We start from the raw sequence: 17,361 nt of genomic DNA on the forward strand, positions 1-17,361 counted from the left end.
ATCGCGTCAAGAATCAGAACTCACACGCGTATGTACTAAACACCCCGCAGCATAAGTCGCCCAAATAGCCCGATCATCGCCTAGCATAGCCAACACAAAAAGTAGTTCTTCCAAACTAGTCGTGCATGCCGTGCGCCGCGCTAATAAAGGCGTTGCTTGCAAATCCAGCACAATAAAATCCGCTTCCGCACCAATCTCAAAACTTCCTATCACACCTTCCAGTTGCATACAGCGTGCAGCGCCTAGCGTCGCTAAATAAAACATGCGCAACGCAGATAAATGCGTACCGCCCAAGCGTGCCACTTTGTACGCTTCGTTCATGGTTTTAAGCATGCAAAAAGAAGTTCCAGCGCCAACATCGGAAGCTAATGACATCAGCACTTGCTGCGCATCCGCATAATCGAAATTAAACAGGCCACTACCGAGAAATAAGTTAGAGGTTGGACAAATGGCGATAGCGGATTGAGTCTGCGCCATACGTGAACGATCAAATTCATCCAGCCAAATGCAGTGCCCATACATAGATCTGGGACGCAGCATACCGTAATAATCGTAGACATCCAGATAGCTGCGCGCCTTAGGGAATAAAGATTTTATCCACGCGACTTCATCCACATTTTCAGCGACATGCGTTTGTAAATACGTATCAGGGTAAGTGCGCGCCAACTCGCCCGCCAACTTTAATTGTGCGTCCGTTGAGGTCGCTGCAAAACGTGGTGTGATGGCATATAGTTGACGGCCATTTTTATGCCATTTATTGATAAGCGCTTCGCTGTCGCGGGCACTTTGTTCAGCACTGTCTTGCAGGAATTCCGGGCAATTCCTATCCATCATTACCTTACCCGCCACCATGCGTAAATTGCGTGCTGCGCTCTCGGTAAAAAATGCATCGACCGATTCGGGATGAACGCTGCAATACACCATGGCGCTAGTGGTACCGCATCGCAGTAATTCATCAAGGAAAAACCGCGCTACCTCCTGTGCATGCTGCGCATCTGAAAACTGCCGTTCGGTCGGAAAAGTATATTTATCCAGCCACGGCAAAAGACCATCCGCGGGAGAGGCAATCATGTCAGTTTGCGGGTAATGCAGATGGGTGTCGATAAAGCCGGGCATGAGCAGCTTGCCGCGGTAATCCTGGATAACAACATCTTCTGCAAGCGTATTCTTAAGCTGCGCATAAGCACCGACGGCTTGAACTTTACCGTCACAAGCAATCAGTACGCCATCTTCATGCCAAACTGTCGCTTGCGAATCAAATGCCGGGTCATTCGTGAAATATAAAATACTGGCCCGATAAGCCTGAGTCACATTTTTACCGGCATTCGTGTTTCCAACGGCGCTGTGCATACATATTCCTGACGCTTGTTGATCGATCAAATATCTACCTGCAACGCTTCCGCCACAGCCAGTCGCGCTGCAGAAGCCAGTTCACGCCGATGCGCGCCTATTGATGAAATTGGTTCCAGACTCTGCAACTCAACGACCACTTCACCGCCATTCAGGATGTTATCCATGCTCGCGGCAAAGGTCATGTCGCCGGTGAAATCAACCGCGTGATGCAGCTCACCTGCCGCATTTAAATAGCGCAGTGTGAATGGTTGAATCGGTACTTTTGCATGAATCGCTGCTTCAAATAAATTGGCATGAAAAGGTAATACTACGCCTTGCGCTGCAGTGGTTCCTTCAGGGAAAAATGCCACTCGCTCACCGGCTTCAATCTGATCGATCAGATATTGATAAATGCGTTTTACGTCAGATTTACTGCCGCGTGAAATATAAATAGTGCCAGCCTGCTCCGCCAACCAACCCAACATAGGCCAGGAGCGGATATCTGATTTAGCGACGAATCGGCATGGCGCCAAACTATTGATGACAAAAATATCCAACCAGGAGATATGGTTAGAAATAATTACAGAACCAGTCGGCATGCTGGCTAAATTCATTTTGACACGCACGTTAAAAACAGCCAGCAATTGCTGCGACCAAATTTGAATACGGCTTTGCTTGGCTTCTTTACTTAACCACGGAAAAAGTAAAAAACAAATTAACAGGCCACGCACTAAATGCACTGCTACGCGACAAATTTGGAGGTAATAACGAAGCTTATTCACAATAATTCCACAATGATATTTAACCGTATAAAAAATCGGGCAGCGTAGCTACCCGATTTGAAGTGTTCATTACAATAGGATTTATTGAAGTCTTATTGAAGTCGATAAACCACATGCCCCATCACAATTGTGTGATGAACGACAGCAGGTAATGTATAGCTTAAAAATGGCGTATGTTTGCCTTGACTGGCTAAGGCTTTTTCTTCCACCAGCCATTCGCCTGCGGGGTTAAAAATGCAAATGTCCGCATTACTTCCCAGGCTAAGTTTGCCAGCATTGAGTCCAGCTACCCGCGCTGGCTCACTGGTTATTTTTGCGATCGCGACAGATAAATTCACATGACTTTCATTCGCCCATTTCATGGCCAATGACAATAATAATTCCAACCCTGTGGCACCTGGTGATGCTTCCGCAAATGGCATCAGTTTTTCATCATCGTCAACTGGCGTATGGTCGGAGCAAATTGCATCTACCGTGCCGTCAAACACGGCCATGCGTAACGCATCGCGGTCGCGCGTTGAACGTAGCGGCGGACTTAATCTGGCGTTGGCGTCAAAAAAGCCAATGTCCGCATCGGACAAATGCAAATGATGCGCGCCCACATCGCAGCTCACATCCAGACCTTCACGCTTGGCTTGACGAACTAATTCAACGCCAGCAGCGGAAGATAAGCGACACAAATGGACGCGTGCACCAGTTGCGCGCTGTAATTCAAAAATCGTATGCAAGGCGATGGTTTCGGCCATTACCGGTACGCCAGATAAACCCATGCGCGAAGCAAATGCGCCGCTATGCGCTACGCCGCCGACACCGATGTGCGCATCTTGCGGACGCAACCAAACGGTGTAGCCAAAAGTTTTTGCATATTGCATGGCGCGCAATAGCACGTTGGTATCCAGGATAATTTGTTCAGCCTGAGAAAAACCCACACAACCGGCTTCGGTCAACGCGGCCATTTCAGTCAGCTCCTTACCCTGCAAGCCGAGCGTTAATGCGCCCAATGGATACACATGCGCTAAACGCTGTGCTCTGGCGCGCTGTTTCAGCATGCCGACCAAACCGGATTCATCCAACACCGGATCAGTGTCAGGCGGGCACACTAAACTGGTGACACCGCCATGTACTGCGGCGCGTAATTCGGATTCCAATGTAGCTTTATATTCATAACCGGGTTCGCGCAACCGTGCGCACAAATCAACCAAACCAGGTGCCACGATTAATCCGGTAGCGTCGATGACTTCATCTGCGACAAAATTATCTGGTGCGGTGCCGATTCCTGCAATTTTTCCAAACACGATGAACAGATCAAGCTGCGCATCAATATCATTCATCGGATCAATTAAATGGCCATTTTTTATATGTAGTTTCATTTCGCCTAGTTCCCCGCCAAAATACTCATGACCGCCATGCGGACTGCAATCCCAAACGTGACCTGTGGAAGGATCACAGCTTGCGGGCCATCGGCCACCGCTGAATCAATTTCCACACCACGGTTCATTGGCCCCGGATGCATGACGATTGCATCTGGTTTTGCCAGCGCCAAACGTTCTGGCGTCAAGCCGTAACTTTTAAAAAATTCTTGCGCCGAAGGCAGTAACGCGCCGCTCATCCGTTCGTTTTGCAAACGTAGCGTGATGATGACATCCACATCTTTCAAGCCTTCGTTCATGTCGGTAAACACCCGCACGCCCATTTGCTCCAAACCGCCGGGCAGCAAGGTGCGTGGTCCGATGGCCCGCACTTCGGGCACGCCTAACGTAGTTAGCGCATGAATGTCAGAGCGGGCAACGCGACTATGCAAAATATCCCCAACAATCGCCACGCGCAGTTGGGTAAAGTCTTTTTTATAGTGACGTATCGTGTACATATCCAACAAACCCTGAGTTGGGTGAGCATGGCGACCATCGCCTGCATTCACCACATGCACATGGTTTTGATTGGTGTCGCGCAGATGTTTGGCGATTAAATACGGCGCGCCGGATTGCGCATGGCGCACCACAAACATGTCGGCATGCATGGCGGCCAAGTTATCAATGGTGTCGAGTAACGATTCACCTTTGCTGGTGCTGGAAGCCGCAATATTTAAGTTAATGACGTCGGCAGATAAACGTTTTGAAGCAATTTCAAACGTCGTTCTGGTGCGTGTGGAGTTTTCAAAAAATAAATTGAAGACACTTTTTCCGCGCATCAACGGGACTTTTTTGACTTCCCGATTGCCGATGGAAACAAACGATTCGGCAGTATCTAAAATATGATGAATGACCGACTTGGGCAGGCCTTCGGTGGTGAGTAAATGCTGCAATTCACCGTGTTGATTTAATTGTGGATTATGCATATTATTTTTTAGTGGGCGTAGGTTCAATATCGTCGTTTTTATGGTCGCTGATCTCTACCAAACTCAATATCAGTTTTGATGCTTGCTCTGCTGTTTGATCTGCCACTAACTCACGCTGTAGTTGCAATGATAAATTCAGCGGTAACGTTAATTGTTGCGCGACAAAATCAGCGGCATACGGCAATTGACGACCGCCTCGATCAACCAAACACGCTAGCAATATTTGATTTGGTCGACCATAGTCAAATAACTCATTAATCGCAGCGCGCGTGGTGCGCCCGGTGAACAGCACATCATCAACCAAAATGATGTTAGCGCCATCCACTTCAAACGGAATCTGGGTAGTTTTAACTTCAGCATGCAAACCTTTTTGCGCGTAATCATCGCGGTAAAAGGAAACGTCGATATAGCCGACCGGATTTTTAATCTGGCAATCATGCGCCAAGCGTTCAGCCAGCCATGCACCACCCGAATAGATTCCCACAATCGCCACATTATTCAAATTGGCGACGGCGGCTTTAATTTGTCTGGCTAACTCCAGATATAAAGCCTCTGCATCAAATTGCTGAATCGGTTTCATGGGTTCTCGTCAAAGTATTGTTGCAAAATTAGTGCGGCGGCTTGGGCATCAATCACCTCACCGCGCTTGGCAGAAATAACAGCCGAAGTATAACGCTCATCGACCAAGGTTGTCGTTACCCCAAACCGTCCTTCCAACTGATTTGAAAAGCGTCGGCAACGCACCGTCATTTCATGCTCAGCTCCGTCCGGATGGCTAGGCAAACCGACCACGCAATGCGTTACTTGCCATTCTTTTAAAAGAAGTGCAATTGCGTCAAATTTTGCTTGATTGGATTCAGCAGAAATTACTGTTAAGGCTTGAGCTTGCTTTAAGAAGGTATTTCCAACGGCGACACCGATACGTTTTAGGCCAAAATCAAAGGCTAATAAGGTAGTTGCAGTCAATGCACACATCCTTGCGCAAAAATACTTAGCTTACTTCGCTTACATAAGTTACTAAGCATGACCAGCCTCGCCGGATAGCATAATCGGGTCTATGCCGAGTAGTTTCAATGCAGCTGAAAAACGCAGTTCAATTGGCATGTCAAACAAAATGGCCGGATCGGCAGGTACCGTAAGCCAGCCATTTCTAATGATTTCATCCTCTAATTGCCCCGCACTCCAACCCGCATAGCCGACGCTGACTAGCAGGCGTTTCGGCCCACTGCCGTTGGCAACCGCTTCCAATACATCACGTGAAGTGGTAAAGGCAATTTGATCGCTGATTTTGATGGTGGAAGTATAGTCATCCAGGGGTGCGTGCAATACAAAGCCACGATCGTCCTGAACTGGGCCGCCAAACATCACCAGTTTTTTGGTTTCTTGACAAAGTTCTGGGGTAATGTCGAGTTTGATGCTGATCCGCTCTAGCAGTGTTTCAATATTCATGTCGGTGGGCTTGTTAATAACAACACCCAAAGCGCCGCGATCGTTATGCTCACACAAGTAAATCACCGTGCCGCCAAACATCGGATCTTGCATCGACGGCATGGCGATCAAAAAGTGATTCGCTAAGTTTAAGTCGGATAACGGCATGAAATCAACATGGAATGATGAACCTGGCTTTGAACCAGATTCAGTGGAAATTTGATAAGGTTTAATATGCTCCGTCATAGCGCGATTTTAGCATTTTTACCTTCCGGTTTGCTCCAAACATTGCAAATTTTCAATAAATTATGTTTATATCCAGAGTTTCACGATCAAAATCCAATGCGTGAAACATAAAATTTGCACCTTCTTCTACCCATAATAGTATCTATACAGGAAAATACTTAATTTTTGCATGAAATAATTAAGCGCTTTTTAAGGTGCAAATAAATTGAAATATACGGTCACTTTTAAATGATAAAAATGATCAATTAAAGATGAAAATCACCCTGTGCTTCCGGCTGATAAATAATCGATAAAATCCGTAATTTCATCGTGCGTCCGCTTGGCACTTGCCAAGCTATCGTTTGCTTCACCGACATGCCCAGCAAGGCGCTACCCACTGGCGCAAAAATAGAAACCGTATCGGGAAGATTTGCCTGATGCGGATAAACCAGCGTTAAATCGTATTCAATCGCGGTGGCATCATCAATAAAACGCGCCTTTGAATTCATGGTGATAACGTTGTCCGGAATTTCTTCTGGCGAAACAATATCAGCGCGATTCAATTCCACCAGAAGAGCATCTATGCCTGGCAAATTACGATGCGTATTCGACTCTAATAATTGTTCGATGCGCTCCAAATCAAAACTCGAAACGACAATTGGCGGTTTTACTTCCATGATGATGCTTCCTCTAAAAAAGTGGACTTGTGCAAGAGCAGAATAGGAACAACGGGTGAGAATTGAGTTGCTGCAAAAATAATAACTTCTTGAATGAGCGCTTGCGGAACGAGGTTAGCTACGAAAATCGCAAAGCATGGCTTTTTATGTGTTTTGCGTTCAGATTTAAAAAGAACGAATGGCTCAAATGTACCATATAAGTAGATAATTTATTACTCAATTAGACAATAAAATATCTAAATAACCTTATCGCAATAGCTATCACAATGCATTAAGCCAACACAGTAATGTCTGAAAATGGCTAGACAACATGAATTGCTGTGCGTTTAAATACGTTATGAAAAATTTATTTACGCCATCAACACCAATCACAGCAAGCAGCTTGGACCATGCCAACTGCTATCGTGCTTTATGCGCCAAAGACAGTCGTTTTGATGGCGAATTTTTTGTTGGCGTCTCCACCACCGGCATTTACTGCCGGCCAGTGTGCAGAGTAAAAACTCCGCGCCCGTCTTCCTGCACTTTTTACCAAAATGCCAGCTCCGCCGAAGCCGCAGGGTTTAGACCATGCCTGCGCTGCCGACCTGAGTTAGCGCCATATGCATTACAACAAAATCTGGCTTATGCCATTTGGCAAAGGATTTCAGCGGGCGCATTAAACAACCGCGGCGACGGCGGAAATATGCAAGAGCTAGCGCAACAGGTAGGTTTATCAGCGCGCCAATTACAACGACTAATGCAAAACCACTTTGGCGTTTCACCGATAGAACTGGCGCAAACTGCACGTCTGTTGTTTGCCAAAAAACTACTACAAGAAACCAGCCTGGCAATGACAGAACTAGCTTACGCAGCGGGCTTTGGCAGCGTCCGACGCTTTAATGCGCTATTTTTAAATCGTTACGGAATGGCACCCAGCGCAATCCGTCGCAGCGCCACAAGCAAAGCATCGACAGATCACATCACCTTACGTTTAGCCTACCGCGCCCCGTTTGCCTGGGACACAATGCTAGATTATTTAGCGGGCCGAATCATCTCTGGCGTTGAAGCGATAGAAGAAGACGTAGGAGTAAATAAGCAACAACGCTATTACGTACGCAGCGTCAATTTCTGGCATGGGAAAGAGCAACTACAGGGATGGCTTAAGGTCAGCAATTTAAGCAAAGAACAGCAACTCGAAGTGCAACTATCCAGCAATTTTTCACCTGTACTAATGCCGCTATTAGCCAAAGTAAGGCAGCAATTTGATCTGGATGCCAACCCAACCATTGTTGAAGCACATCTATCCAGCGATCCGTTGTTAGCCGCGCAAATAAAACGAACACCAGGATTACGCGTACCAGGCGCATTCAACCGTTTTGAACTAGCAATACGCGCCGTATTAGGTCAACAAATAAGCGTGGCAGGCGCAACCACCTTAGCCGCCCGCCTGATACAGCAATTTGGCACACCAAGCACAACCCCGTTCAGCAGCATTACCCATCATTTTCCTGAACCAGCAGCATTAGCAGCGCTGAGCCAAGAGCAAATAGCACAATTAGGAATGCCAAAAAGTCGCGCCGCTACCATCTTAGCCGTAGCCCAATTTGCCGCCGATGGTGGATTAGAATTACCGTTAGGCAGCAGCTTAGACAAAGCGGTAGCACATCTAAAAACCGTACGTGGCATCGGTGAATGGACCGCCCAATACATAGCCCTGCGCGTCCTACGTTACCCCGATGCATTCCCGGCGGGCGATTTAGGCTTACAAAAAGCCGCCGCCGTAGATACAGAAAATAGCGCAGGAAAAATAAGCGAAGCACAACTCCTGAACCGCGCACAATCATGGACGCCATGGCGCGGCTATGCAGCGTTGTTGTTATGGCAGTCGTTGAGTAATTGATGGATTGAAGTTGGTGTTGAAGTTGGTGTTGAAGTTGGTGTTGCTGTTGATTTTGACCTACCTCCACTTCTAGTTCGGCCGGTTTTTCAACGAGAAAAAGGATCAGAAAGGTTCGCTGTTTGAGCCGCAGGCGAGTTTCGAACTTTTCCCTTTTTCTCGTTGAAAAATCGGGGTTTCCGAAATAGCGTGGTCGCTTTTTTTGCTTACTCTTTTTTGGCGAGACAAAAAAAGTGAGTAGCCGCCGGTCTACCACCGGCCAGCAATTCAAAATAAATTAAGCGACAATTTTTATCCAACCAGAAAACCAGCTCAAAATAGTTGCATATTCACCGTAACGCGTGGGCACAAAAACCATGCCCACCCTACAAATAAGCTATCCGCCAGCAATCTAAAATATATCAAGCATAAATTTAAGCAGAGATAAAAATGAACACAATCATCCACTACAAAGAACATCCCTCCCCTTTAGGCCAGCTAACCCTAGCAGCCACCCCCCAAGGAATCTGCGGAATTTACTTCGAAGACCAACGCAACTTCAACGACATAAAAGACAAACAAAACTGGCAACACACGGAACATCACCAACACCTAGACAAAGCAACCCACCAACTAGACGAATACTTCGCCGGACAACGCCAACACTTCGACGTGCAATTAGATTTACACCTCAGAGGCACAGAGTTTCAGCAAGCCGTGTGGCAAGCATTATTAAGCATTAAATTTGGAAAAACAAGCAGCTACGGAGCACACGCCAAACTGATCAACAAACCACTTGCAGTACGCGCAGTAGGCGGCGCAATTGGACGCAATCCAATCTCCATCATCGTGCCATGTCATCGCGTATTAGGCGGCAACGGCACGCTGACTGGTTATGATGGCGGACTAGATAGGAAAAAATATTTGCTACAGCTTGAAGGCGTCATCTAAATCAATGTGAACAAATTAATGTGCAGCAACCATACCCTGCCACCCACCGCCCAATGCCTTCACCAAATACACTGCATTCAGCATTTGCTGTCCGTGAATTTGCACAGCCTGGCGCTGACTAGCCAACAAAGATTGCTGCGCTGAGATCACATTCAGGTAAATATCCAAACCTCCAGTGTAGCGATCATTGGCAAGTTCCAGCACCCGTGCCGAGCTGGCCTCCGCTGCTTCTGCCTGATGATTAGCGCCATTCAAAATCGCCATGCTATCAATCCCGGTTTGAACTTCCTGCATGGCGATCAACACACTTTGTCGATAGTTCGCCGTAGCAGCTACATAGGAAGATTCCGCGATTTTTACATTTGCGGTAGTTTTGCCGGCATCAAATAAATGCTGAGTTAGCCCCGCACCCAGTGACCAAAGAATGCTAGGCGCATTAAACAAATTTGCCATCTGATTGCTGTCCCAGCCACCATTCGCTTGCAACATAATGGTTGGGTAATAAGCCGCGCGTGCAACACCAATATTGGCATTCGCTACCGCCATGGCACGCTCTGCCGAAGCCACATCAGGGCGGCGTTGCAATACATCAGCTGGCAAGCCAACCGGTAAAGAAGGCGCGACTAATTTAACTACTTGCGGGGCCAACTTAAATTCAGGCGCCGGGGTGCCGGTGAGCGTAGAAAGCGCATTTTGAACCGAAGAGCGCTGATTTTGCAGCAGCACCAATTGCGTTTTATTAGTGTCTAACAAAGCCTGCTGTTCGGCCAAATCCAAACCGGAAGCCGCTTCCAGGTCATGCCGAATGCGAATAAAGTCTAATGCTTTGGCTTGCAATACCACGCCTTTTTCGACGATATCAATTTCCACATCCAATTCGCGCAAATTGAAATAATCTGCCGCCAGATCGGACATCAACATCAATTTGGTATTTTCAAAATCCGCCGTTGCTTGACCTTCAGCCGCCTTGACACCTTCAACGACCCGTCGTACCCGACCAAACAAATCTGCTTCATAACCCACAGCAAAACCCAGCTGCGGATTATTTTGCACTACAGAGGAATTCGGCATGCCGTAGACTGCCAACGGTCGATTGGCCGAAGTCTTAAAGCGTGCATCACTGGCTTGTAAATCAACTTGCGGCAATTGAATAGATGAACTAGCCGTCACTTGCAAACGTGCCTGATTAAGCCGCTCTGCTGCCACCACTAAACTTTGGTTATGTTGTGCAGCTTGCTGCTCCAACTGATTGAGTTGCTCGTCACCAAACATCTCCCACCAATTTCCTTTTAACACGCCGTCGCTCGGTTCTGCTGGATGAAATGAGGTATTGGTTTGCCAGCCTTTGGGCATTGCAACATCAGGCTTTTGATAATCTGGCCCGACCGCACAAGCTGCTAAACAACTCAGCAGCAAAGCACTGACGGAATAATTGCTTAGTTGCTTATTCATGAATGCGCTTTCCCTGCGGCTTCAGGCTTGTCCTTTTGCACAGTGACGATATCGTTATCAGCCAGCGAATCAGCGGGGTTGACGATTAAATTATCAGCAGCAGTAATGCCACTCAAAATTTCCAGCGAATTGCCCAGATCATGACCAACCGTCACCGTATGTAATTGCACATGCCCAGCATTATCAACTACCGCAATCCGCGTACCTTCAGGGCGGAACAACAGCACATTCGATGGTACGCGCAACACATTAGAAGTACCGTTAGCGGACAAAGCGACTTGCACGTAAGAACCAGCGAGTAATTTATTGTCATGGTTAGGAAGGTTAATTTCCATTTGCAAAGTACGGGTAGCGGCATCAATAGCACCGGCAGCGCGAACTACTTTTCCTTGAAATACTTGGTCGCGCATTTCATTTTGAGTGACAGAAACGCTATCGCCAATATTAATACGCTGTGCAAACGCCTGCGGCACATACACATACAAACGCAATGGATCAACTTGCGCCATCGTAAATAGCGCACGCCCTGCTCCGCCGTTACCGGCATCAATCAAGTCACCCACTTCCACGTTACGACGGGTAATGACGCCAGAAAATGGTGCGAGTACTTTCTTAAAGCCTTCCAGTTTTTGCAAGCGCTGCACATTGGCGTCCGCTGCCTCCACGTTAGCGACAGCCTGGGTATAAGCACTGCGACGCTCATTGAGTTCTTGCTGGGTTACCGCGTCTTTTTTACGTAACTCTTCCCAGCGTTCTGCTGAAGTTTTAGCCAAATCTAAACTGGATGCCGATTGCGCTCTGGCTGCAATCGCCTGCGCTAATTGTGAATCGACTTCTGGCGTATCAATTTCCGCTAAAACTTCATCTTTAACTACGCTGCTGCCGATATCTTTTTTCCAGCGCAAAACATAGCCGCTGCTGCGCGCGTAGATAGGCGCTTCGATGATCCCCTGCAAAGTACTTGGCAAAGTAATGGTTTCCGTTTTTCCACCACCCTGAGCGTGAATAACGGAGACAAAAACCCGCGCATCCTGCTCGGTAGCACTTGCTAACGTTTGACTATGAAGTACGCGCAACACCACGGTTACTCCTGCGCCGAGCAGCAATAGCAGCACAATCAAAATACTAATCATCTTGGCCCGTTTCAATATAGGGGCGTGTGCAACATGATGCGCATGTGTCGCTGAATGCGAGCCTGTCGCTGCATCAGTATGAATGCCAAGATTGGCGTGACGTTTTTCAGACATGTTAAGTATTTCCTTCTTCATTACCTGCATTAGCTGCGGACAACGATGGTGATAGATTTAATGAATGGTTCCGTGCTTCTTTACGATGTTCTAAATAGCGATGTATGCCGGCAAACACAACTGGTACAAAAAATAAGGTGGATACCGTGGCAAATAACAGCCCACCGATCACAGCACGACCTAACGGTGCATTTTGTTCAGCACCTTCACCGAAGCCAATCGCCATCGGAATCATACCGATAATCATTGCCAGTGCGGTCATTAATACCGGACGAATCCGGGTGGCCCCGGCTTCTAACGCGGCTGACAAAGGCGGCGCGCCATCTAGCATGCGCTGGCGTGCAAACGACACCATCAAAATACTATTTGCGGTAGCGACCCCCATGGTCATAATCGCTCCGGTCAGGGCTGGCACACTAAGCGTGGTGCCGGTTAAAAACAGCATCCAGACAATCCCTGCCAGTGCGGCCGGTAACGCGGTAATGATAATGAACGGATCCACCCATGATTGGAAGTTAACCACGATCAGCAAATAGACCAACACAATCGCCATCAGCAAGCCGATACCTAAACCGAAGAACGACGATTTCATCGTTTCTACCTGACCGCGTATCACCATATGCGTACCGCGTGGTAAATCAGGGCGCATTTGTTCAACCAGTTTTTCTACCTGATCTGAAACTCCACCCAGATCACGGCCTTGCACACTCACGTACAAATCAATCACCGGAGTGATGTTGTAATGAGAAACGTCCGCCATTTGCTCGGCTGGCGCAACTTGCACCAAGTTACTCAACAATTGTGGTGCGGTGTTAGGGTTGGTGTTGGTACCTGATTTAACTGGCGTGCGCAACAACGCATCCATATCACTAATCTGGTATTGCGGTGTTTGCACGGCGATGTTGTACACAACGCCATTGCCAGGATTTAACCAGAACGCCGGAGCCGTTTGCGAACTACCCGACAAGGACACCAACAAGTTTTGCGCCAGATCAACCGGATTTAATCCGAGTTGCTTAATCTGGTTACGGTCCATGGTCATTGCCAAGGTCGGCAGATTTAATTTTTGTTGAATATGTACATCCACCGCACCAGGAATTTGCTTAACCTGCTTCATCAATTTACTGGCAAGCTGGTAATTATTCGCCAAATTACTTCCAGAAATCTGCACGTCCAACGCGGCCGGCAAACCGAAGTTAAGAATTTGGGTGACGATATCGGCAGGCTGGAAGAAAAATTCAACGCTAGGAAAACGCTTCGGCAATTCACTGCGTAATTTATCAACATACGAGACGCTTGGTTGATGATGTTCATTGAGTGAAATTTGAATTTCGCCATCCATCGTGCCTATCGTTCCCGAATTGCTATAGGAGAGATTAATACCGCTATAAGGCAAGCCTAAATTATCTAAAACGGTTTCCAGCTCGGAAGCAGGAATAATTTCACGGATCACTTTTTCTACTTCATCCGCGATTCGTGCCGTTTCTTCAATCCGGGTACCGGTTGGCGCACGCATGTGCAAGCGAATCTGGCCTGAATCAACGCTAGGGAAAAAGTCGCGCCCCAAGAAAAACACCAAGCCCAAAGACAGAACGCAGAACCCTAAAAAGAGGCTGCCAAACTCTTTACGATGCGTGAGTAATTTCGACAAAATAATCACGTAACCGCCGCGGAATTTTTCAAATCCGGCATCGAATTTGCGATATACCCGCTGTAATAAACTCGGCTTAGCCGATGCATCTACCTGATTGTGATTTTTCATCATCAGCATCACCATGGTCGGTACCAAAGTACGCGACAACACATACGACGCCAGCATCGCAAACACCACGGCTTCCGCTAACGGCACAAACAAATAACGCGCCACGCCAGTTAAGAAAAACATCGGTACAAAAACGATACAAATACACAGCGTAGATACCAATGCCGGAATCGCAATTTCACCTGCACCGTCCAGAATAGCGGTATGCAAATCGGAACCTAAATGCAAATGGCGTTCAATATTTTCTATCGTCACTGTGGCATCATCGACCAAAATACCGACCGCCAAAGCCAAGCCGCCCAGCGTCATAATATTAATGGTTTCACCCATGGCAGATAAAGCCAGTAATGACGACAAAATAGAAAGTGGAATAGAAACCGCAATAATGCAGGTGCTGCGCCAGTTACCCAAGAACAGCAAAATCATGGCCGCAGTTAAACAGGCCGCAATTACCGCTTCATGGATCACACCGCTAATCGCCGCCCGAACAAATACCGACTGATCTAGCAACGTCTTGATCTTTAGCTCTTTAGGCAGACTTTGCATCGCCGTCGGCAACAGCGTGCGCAAGTTACTCACTACATCCAAGGTTGACGCATTACCGTTTTTTAATACCGACACCAACACGCCGCGCTCACCGTTTTGGCGCACGATATTGGTTTGCGGCGAGAAACCGTCGCGCACTCGCGCCACTTCGGAAAGATTGGTCGACGTACCGTTTTTAGCAAGTACCGGCACATTATTTAAGCCCTCTATCGTATCCGGCGAACCGTTCATGGTGACGTTATATTCGCTGCTCCCCATTTTGACGGTACCAGAAGGTAAAGTCAGATTTTGTGCACTGATGGCATTCACTACGTCAGTAGAAGTCAAGCCTTTGGAGAGCATCGCCTGCGTATCCAGATCCACCGACACCAGCCGCATTTTTCCGCCATACGGATAAGGAATTGCCGCGCCGGGGACCGTAATTAATTGCGGGCGTAAAAAGTTAAGCGCGGTATCGCTTAACGCCTGCTCGGTCATGGAGTTACTGGAAAGTCCAAGTTGAATAACTGGAATACTAGATGCGGAGTATTTAATAATCAGCGGCGGGGTAATACCCGGTGGCAGGGAACGTAATTGCGCCTGCTCAATTGCCACCACTTGCGCTATCGCGGTTTGAATATTGGCATTGGGTTGGAAAAATATCTTAATCACTGAAATACCAGACAGTGATTGCGATTCAATATGCTCAATATCATTCACCGTAGTCGTCAGGCTGCGCTCACTGGTTGCGGTAATCCGCTGCCCCATCTCTTGCGCCGACAAACCGCCGTAATTCCAGATAATACTAATTACTGGAATATTAATGTCTGGGAAAATATCCGTCGCCATTTTGGTAAGGACCAACGGCGTTGACAATAAAATCAATAACGCCATCACGATAAACGTGTAAGGGCGTCGTAGGGCTATATTAACTATCCACATCTTGAGTGCGTTCCGTTCTGAAAAGTCAGAATTTGACGGGCGCAAATTACAAAAGTTCCACATGGAAACTTTTAATTCCACAACATAATGGAATCTACTAATTCAAGCTTCGTCAAAAAAGTAAAGTTTTATAAAATCAATTTAGTTTAAATCTGTTACTAGCGGCAGGTTTTCTCGTTAAGTGTCAAAATGCCGGGCTCAAACTGTATTCAACTGCAACCTACAACCCCATTCGCACCAAAACAACCCGGAGAATTTTTGAAAACCACCGACTTTATCCGCCTCATCTGCCTATCCGCTATTTGGGGTGCTAGCTTTCTTTTTATGCGCATCATCGTTCCTGTATTAGGGGTACTACCTAGTTCATTTATTCGGGTGTTTTTTGCTTCAATCGGCTTACTGATTATTATTGCCGCACTTCAATTTTCGATTCATTTTAAAGGAAAATTAAAATCCTTGTTGCTGCTCGGCATTTTCAGCTCAGGAATTCCGGTATTGATGTACAGTATTGCCGCTCTAGTACTACCCGCCGGTTACTCTGCTATTTTCAACGCCACCACGCCGCTAATGGGTATATTGATAGGTGCGTTATTTTTCTCAGAAAAACTCACCATCGCCAAAGCCGCAGGTGTGTTATTTGGTCTAGCTGGTGTTGCTGTCTTAACGCGCACTGGCCCAGTTGCTCTCAACGGACAGGTTCTGCTTGGTGCTGCAGCTTGCCTGGTTGCTACCAGCTGTTATGGACTAGCCGGATTTTTAACCAAACGCTGGATTTCTGAGCGAGGCGGGCTAGACAGCAGATTAGTCGCCTTAGGCACTCAGCTAGGTGCAACAGCACTGCTGTTACCGCCATTTATTTTCAGCGTAAGCACCAATCCACCAGCCACTTGGGGCGGCACAGGCGTTTGGTTAGCTATTGCCGGACTCGGATTCATATGCACCTCGCTTGCTTACATCATGTACTTCCGACTAATCGCTGATATCGGCCCGGTTAAATCACTTACCGTTACGTTTTTAATCCCTCCGTTCGGGGTATTTTGGGGTTGGATTTTTTTAGGTGAGCAAATTACCTGGGCGCATTTGGGCGGGGGGATGTTGATTGCGGTGGCGTTGTGGTTGGTGCTTATGCAGCACAAGCCCCGGTCAGTTAGTAATGTTAAGCACTGAGGTGGTTAAAATTTGCATGTGTTGACGTTTCTTTTGAAGTTGAAGTTGAAGTTGAAGTTGAAGTTGAAGTTGAAGTTGAAGTTGACGTTGCTGTTGCTGTTGAAGTTGACGTTGCTGTTGAAGTTGACGTTGCTGTTGCCCTTGAAGTTGTCTTTGAAGTTGTTGTTGATTTTGACCTACCCCCACTTCTAGTTCGGCCGGTTTTTTTAAGGAAAAAAGGATCAGAAAGGTTCGCTGTTTGAGCCGCAGGCGAGTTTCGAACTTTTCCCTTTTTTTCTTAAAAAAATCGGGGTTTCCGAAATAGCGTGGTCGCCTTTTTTGGCCTACCTTTTTTGGCGACGCAAAAAAGGCAGGTAGCCGCCGGTCTACCACCGGCCTACAAGCATCGGATTAGCTCCGAAAGCAATTCAAAAATCATCAGTAAATTAACTGGTTTTAACGTATTTTCAAATCCAAAGCTGATATTGCGCAAACTCAAACTAATCAACTGAAATGACAAACTTAAGGCTTAGGGCCGGTGGTAGACCGGCGACTAGTCACCTTTTTTGCTTCGCTGTTTAGACGTGGGACATAGGTAACGGGTGTATCCAGACATGGGTAACACATTTAAGCCGAATTAGTTGCAGCGCGCAAGTCGATTTTAAGAATCTTCTGGCGACAGTAAAATACATTAAATACACC

Annotated in this window: 14 protein-coding genes; 3 read left to right on the forward strand and 11 right to left on the reverse strand. The window is 47.2% G+C overall.

The genetic code is table 11. The features are described from left to right. Nucleotides 1-6 precede the first annotated feature (6 nt). The 8 genes from guaD to rnk all read right to left on the reverse strand — a co-directional run bounded on the left by guaD (nt 7) and on the right by rnk (nt 6,779). Entirely contained in the window at nt 7-1,350 is a 1,344-nt protein-coding gene (gene guaD, locus S2091_RS21015) for a guanine deaminase (RefSeq protein ID WP_105533931.1), read from the reverse strand. Nucleotides 1,351-1,376: 26 nt separating this feature from the next. Continuing rightward, nucleotides 1,377-2,114: a lysophospholipid acyltransferase family protein gene (locus tag S2091_RS21020; protein WP_105533932.1), complete on the reverse strand. Its 738-nt coding sequence runs from the start codon at nt 2,112-2,114 to the stop codon at nt 1,377-1,379. Nucleotides 2,115-2,206: 92 nt separating this feature from the next. Then, on the reverse strand, nt 2,207-3,484 hold the full coding sequence (locus tag S2091_RS21025) for a dihydroorotase (RefSeq protein ID WP_105533933.1): 1,278 nt from the start codon (nt 3,482-3,484) through the stop codon (nt 2,207-2,209). 5 nt (nt 3,485-3,489) lie between these two features. Next, entirely contained in the window at nt 3,490-4,449 is a 960-nt protein-coding gene (locus S2091_RS21030; protein ID WP_105533934.1) for an aspartate carbamoyltransferase catalytic subunit, read from the reverse strand. A gap of 1 nt (nt 4,450) precedes the next feature. Next, nucleotides 4,451-5,029 (reverse strand): bifunctional pyr operon transcriptional regulator/uracil phosphoribosyltransferase PyrR, encoded by a 579-nt coding sequence (gene pyrR / locus S2091_RS21035; RefSeq protein ID WP_105533935.1) that lies wholly within the window; start codon nt 5,027-5,029, stop codon nt 4,451-4,453. After that, the gene (gene ruvX, locus S2091_RS21040) at nt 5,026-5,424 is read right to left on the reverse strand and encodes a Holliday junction resolvase RuvX (protein WP_105533936.1); all 399 of its coding nucleotides are present in this window, start codon (nt 5,422-5,424) and stop codon (nt 5,026-5,028) included. The genes pyrR and ruvX overlap by 4 nt, the downstream gene beginning before the upstream one ends. Nucleotides 5,425-5,466: 42 nt before the next feature. Next, the gene (locus tag S2091_RS21045; RefSeq protein ID WP_243405520.1) at nt 5,467-6,045 is read right to left on the reverse strand and encodes a YqgE/AlgH family protein; all 579 of its coding nucleotides are present in this window, start codon (nt 6,043-6,045) and stop codon (nt 5,467-5,469) included. A gap of 323 nt (nt 6,046-6,368) precedes the next feature. Next, complete coding sequence (gene rnk / locus S2091_RS21050; RefSeq protein ID WP_105533938.1) at nt 6,369-6,779, reverse strand: nucleoside diphosphate kinase regulator; 411 nt, start codon at nt 6,777-6,779, stop codon at nt 6,369-6,371. Nucleotides 6,780-7,116: 337 nt separating this feature from the next. Here rnk and S2091_RS21055 point away from each other — a divergent pair, with 337 nt between their 5' ends. Together S2091_RS21055 and S2091_RS21060 are read left to right on the forward strand one after the other, a co-directional pair. Next, nucleotides 7,117-8,658 carry a DNA-3-methyladenine glycosylase 2 family protein gene (locus S2091_RS21055; RefSeq protein ID WP_105533939.1) on the forward strand — a complete coding sequence of 514 codons (1,542 nt, stop codon included), beginning with the start codon at nt 7,117-7,119 and terminating at the stop codon, nt 8,656-8,658. 426 nt (nt 8,659-9,084) lie between these two features. Continuing rightward, the gene (locus S2091_RS21060; RefSeq protein ID WP_105533940.1) at nt 9,085-9,585 is read left to right on the forward strand and encodes a methylated-DNA--[protein]-cysteine S-methyltransferase; all 501 of its coding nucleotides are present in this window, start codon (nt 9,085-9,087) and stop codon (nt 9,583-9,585) included. Nucleotides 9,586-9,600: 15 nt separating this feature from the next. Here the strand turns inward: S2091_RS21060 and S2091_RS21065 are convergent, their stop codons facing one another. Genes S2091_RS21065 through S2091_RS21075 form a run of 3 tightly spaced genes read right to left on the reverse strand, consistent with a single transcriptional unit; the run spans nt 9,601 to nt 15,513 of the window. After that, nucleotides 9,601-11,037, reverse strand: coding sequence for an efflux transporter outer membrane subunit (locus S2091_RS21065; protein WP_105533941.1), 1,437 nt, complete (start codon nt 11,035-11,037; stop codon nt 9,601-9,603). Continuing rightward, nucleotides 11,034-12,284 (reverse strand): efflux RND transporter periplasmic adaptor subunit, encoded by a 1,251-nt coding sequence (locus tag S2091_RS21070; RefSeq protein WP_105533942.1) that lies wholly within the window; start codon nt 12,282-12,284, stop codon nt 11,034-11,036. The genes S2091_RS21065 and S2091_RS21070 overlap by 4 nt, the downstream gene beginning before the upstream one ends. Nucleotide 12,285: 1 nt before the next feature. Further along, nucleotides 12,286-15,513, reverse strand: coding sequence for an efflux RND transporter permease subunit (locus S2091_RS21075; protein ID WP_105533943.1), 3,228 nt, complete (start codon nt 15,511-15,513; stop codon nt 12,286-12,288). A 258-nt stretch (nt 15,514-15,771) separates the two neighbouring features. On the opposite strand from S2091_RS21075, the gene S2091_RS21080 reads away from it, so the two are divergent. After that, on the forward strand, nt 15,772-16,680 hold the full coding sequence (locus S2091_RS21080; RefSeq protein WP_243405519.1) for a DMT family transporter: 909 nt from the start codon (nt 15,772-15,774) through the stop codon (nt 16,678-16,680). Nucleotides 16,681-17,361 lie beyond the last annotated feature (681 nt).

This window comes from Solimicrobium silvestre (assembly GCF_002976435.1).
GTDB lineage: Bacteria > Pseudomonadota > Gammaproteobacteria > Burkholderiales > Burkholderiaceae_D > Solimicrobium > Solimicrobium silvestre.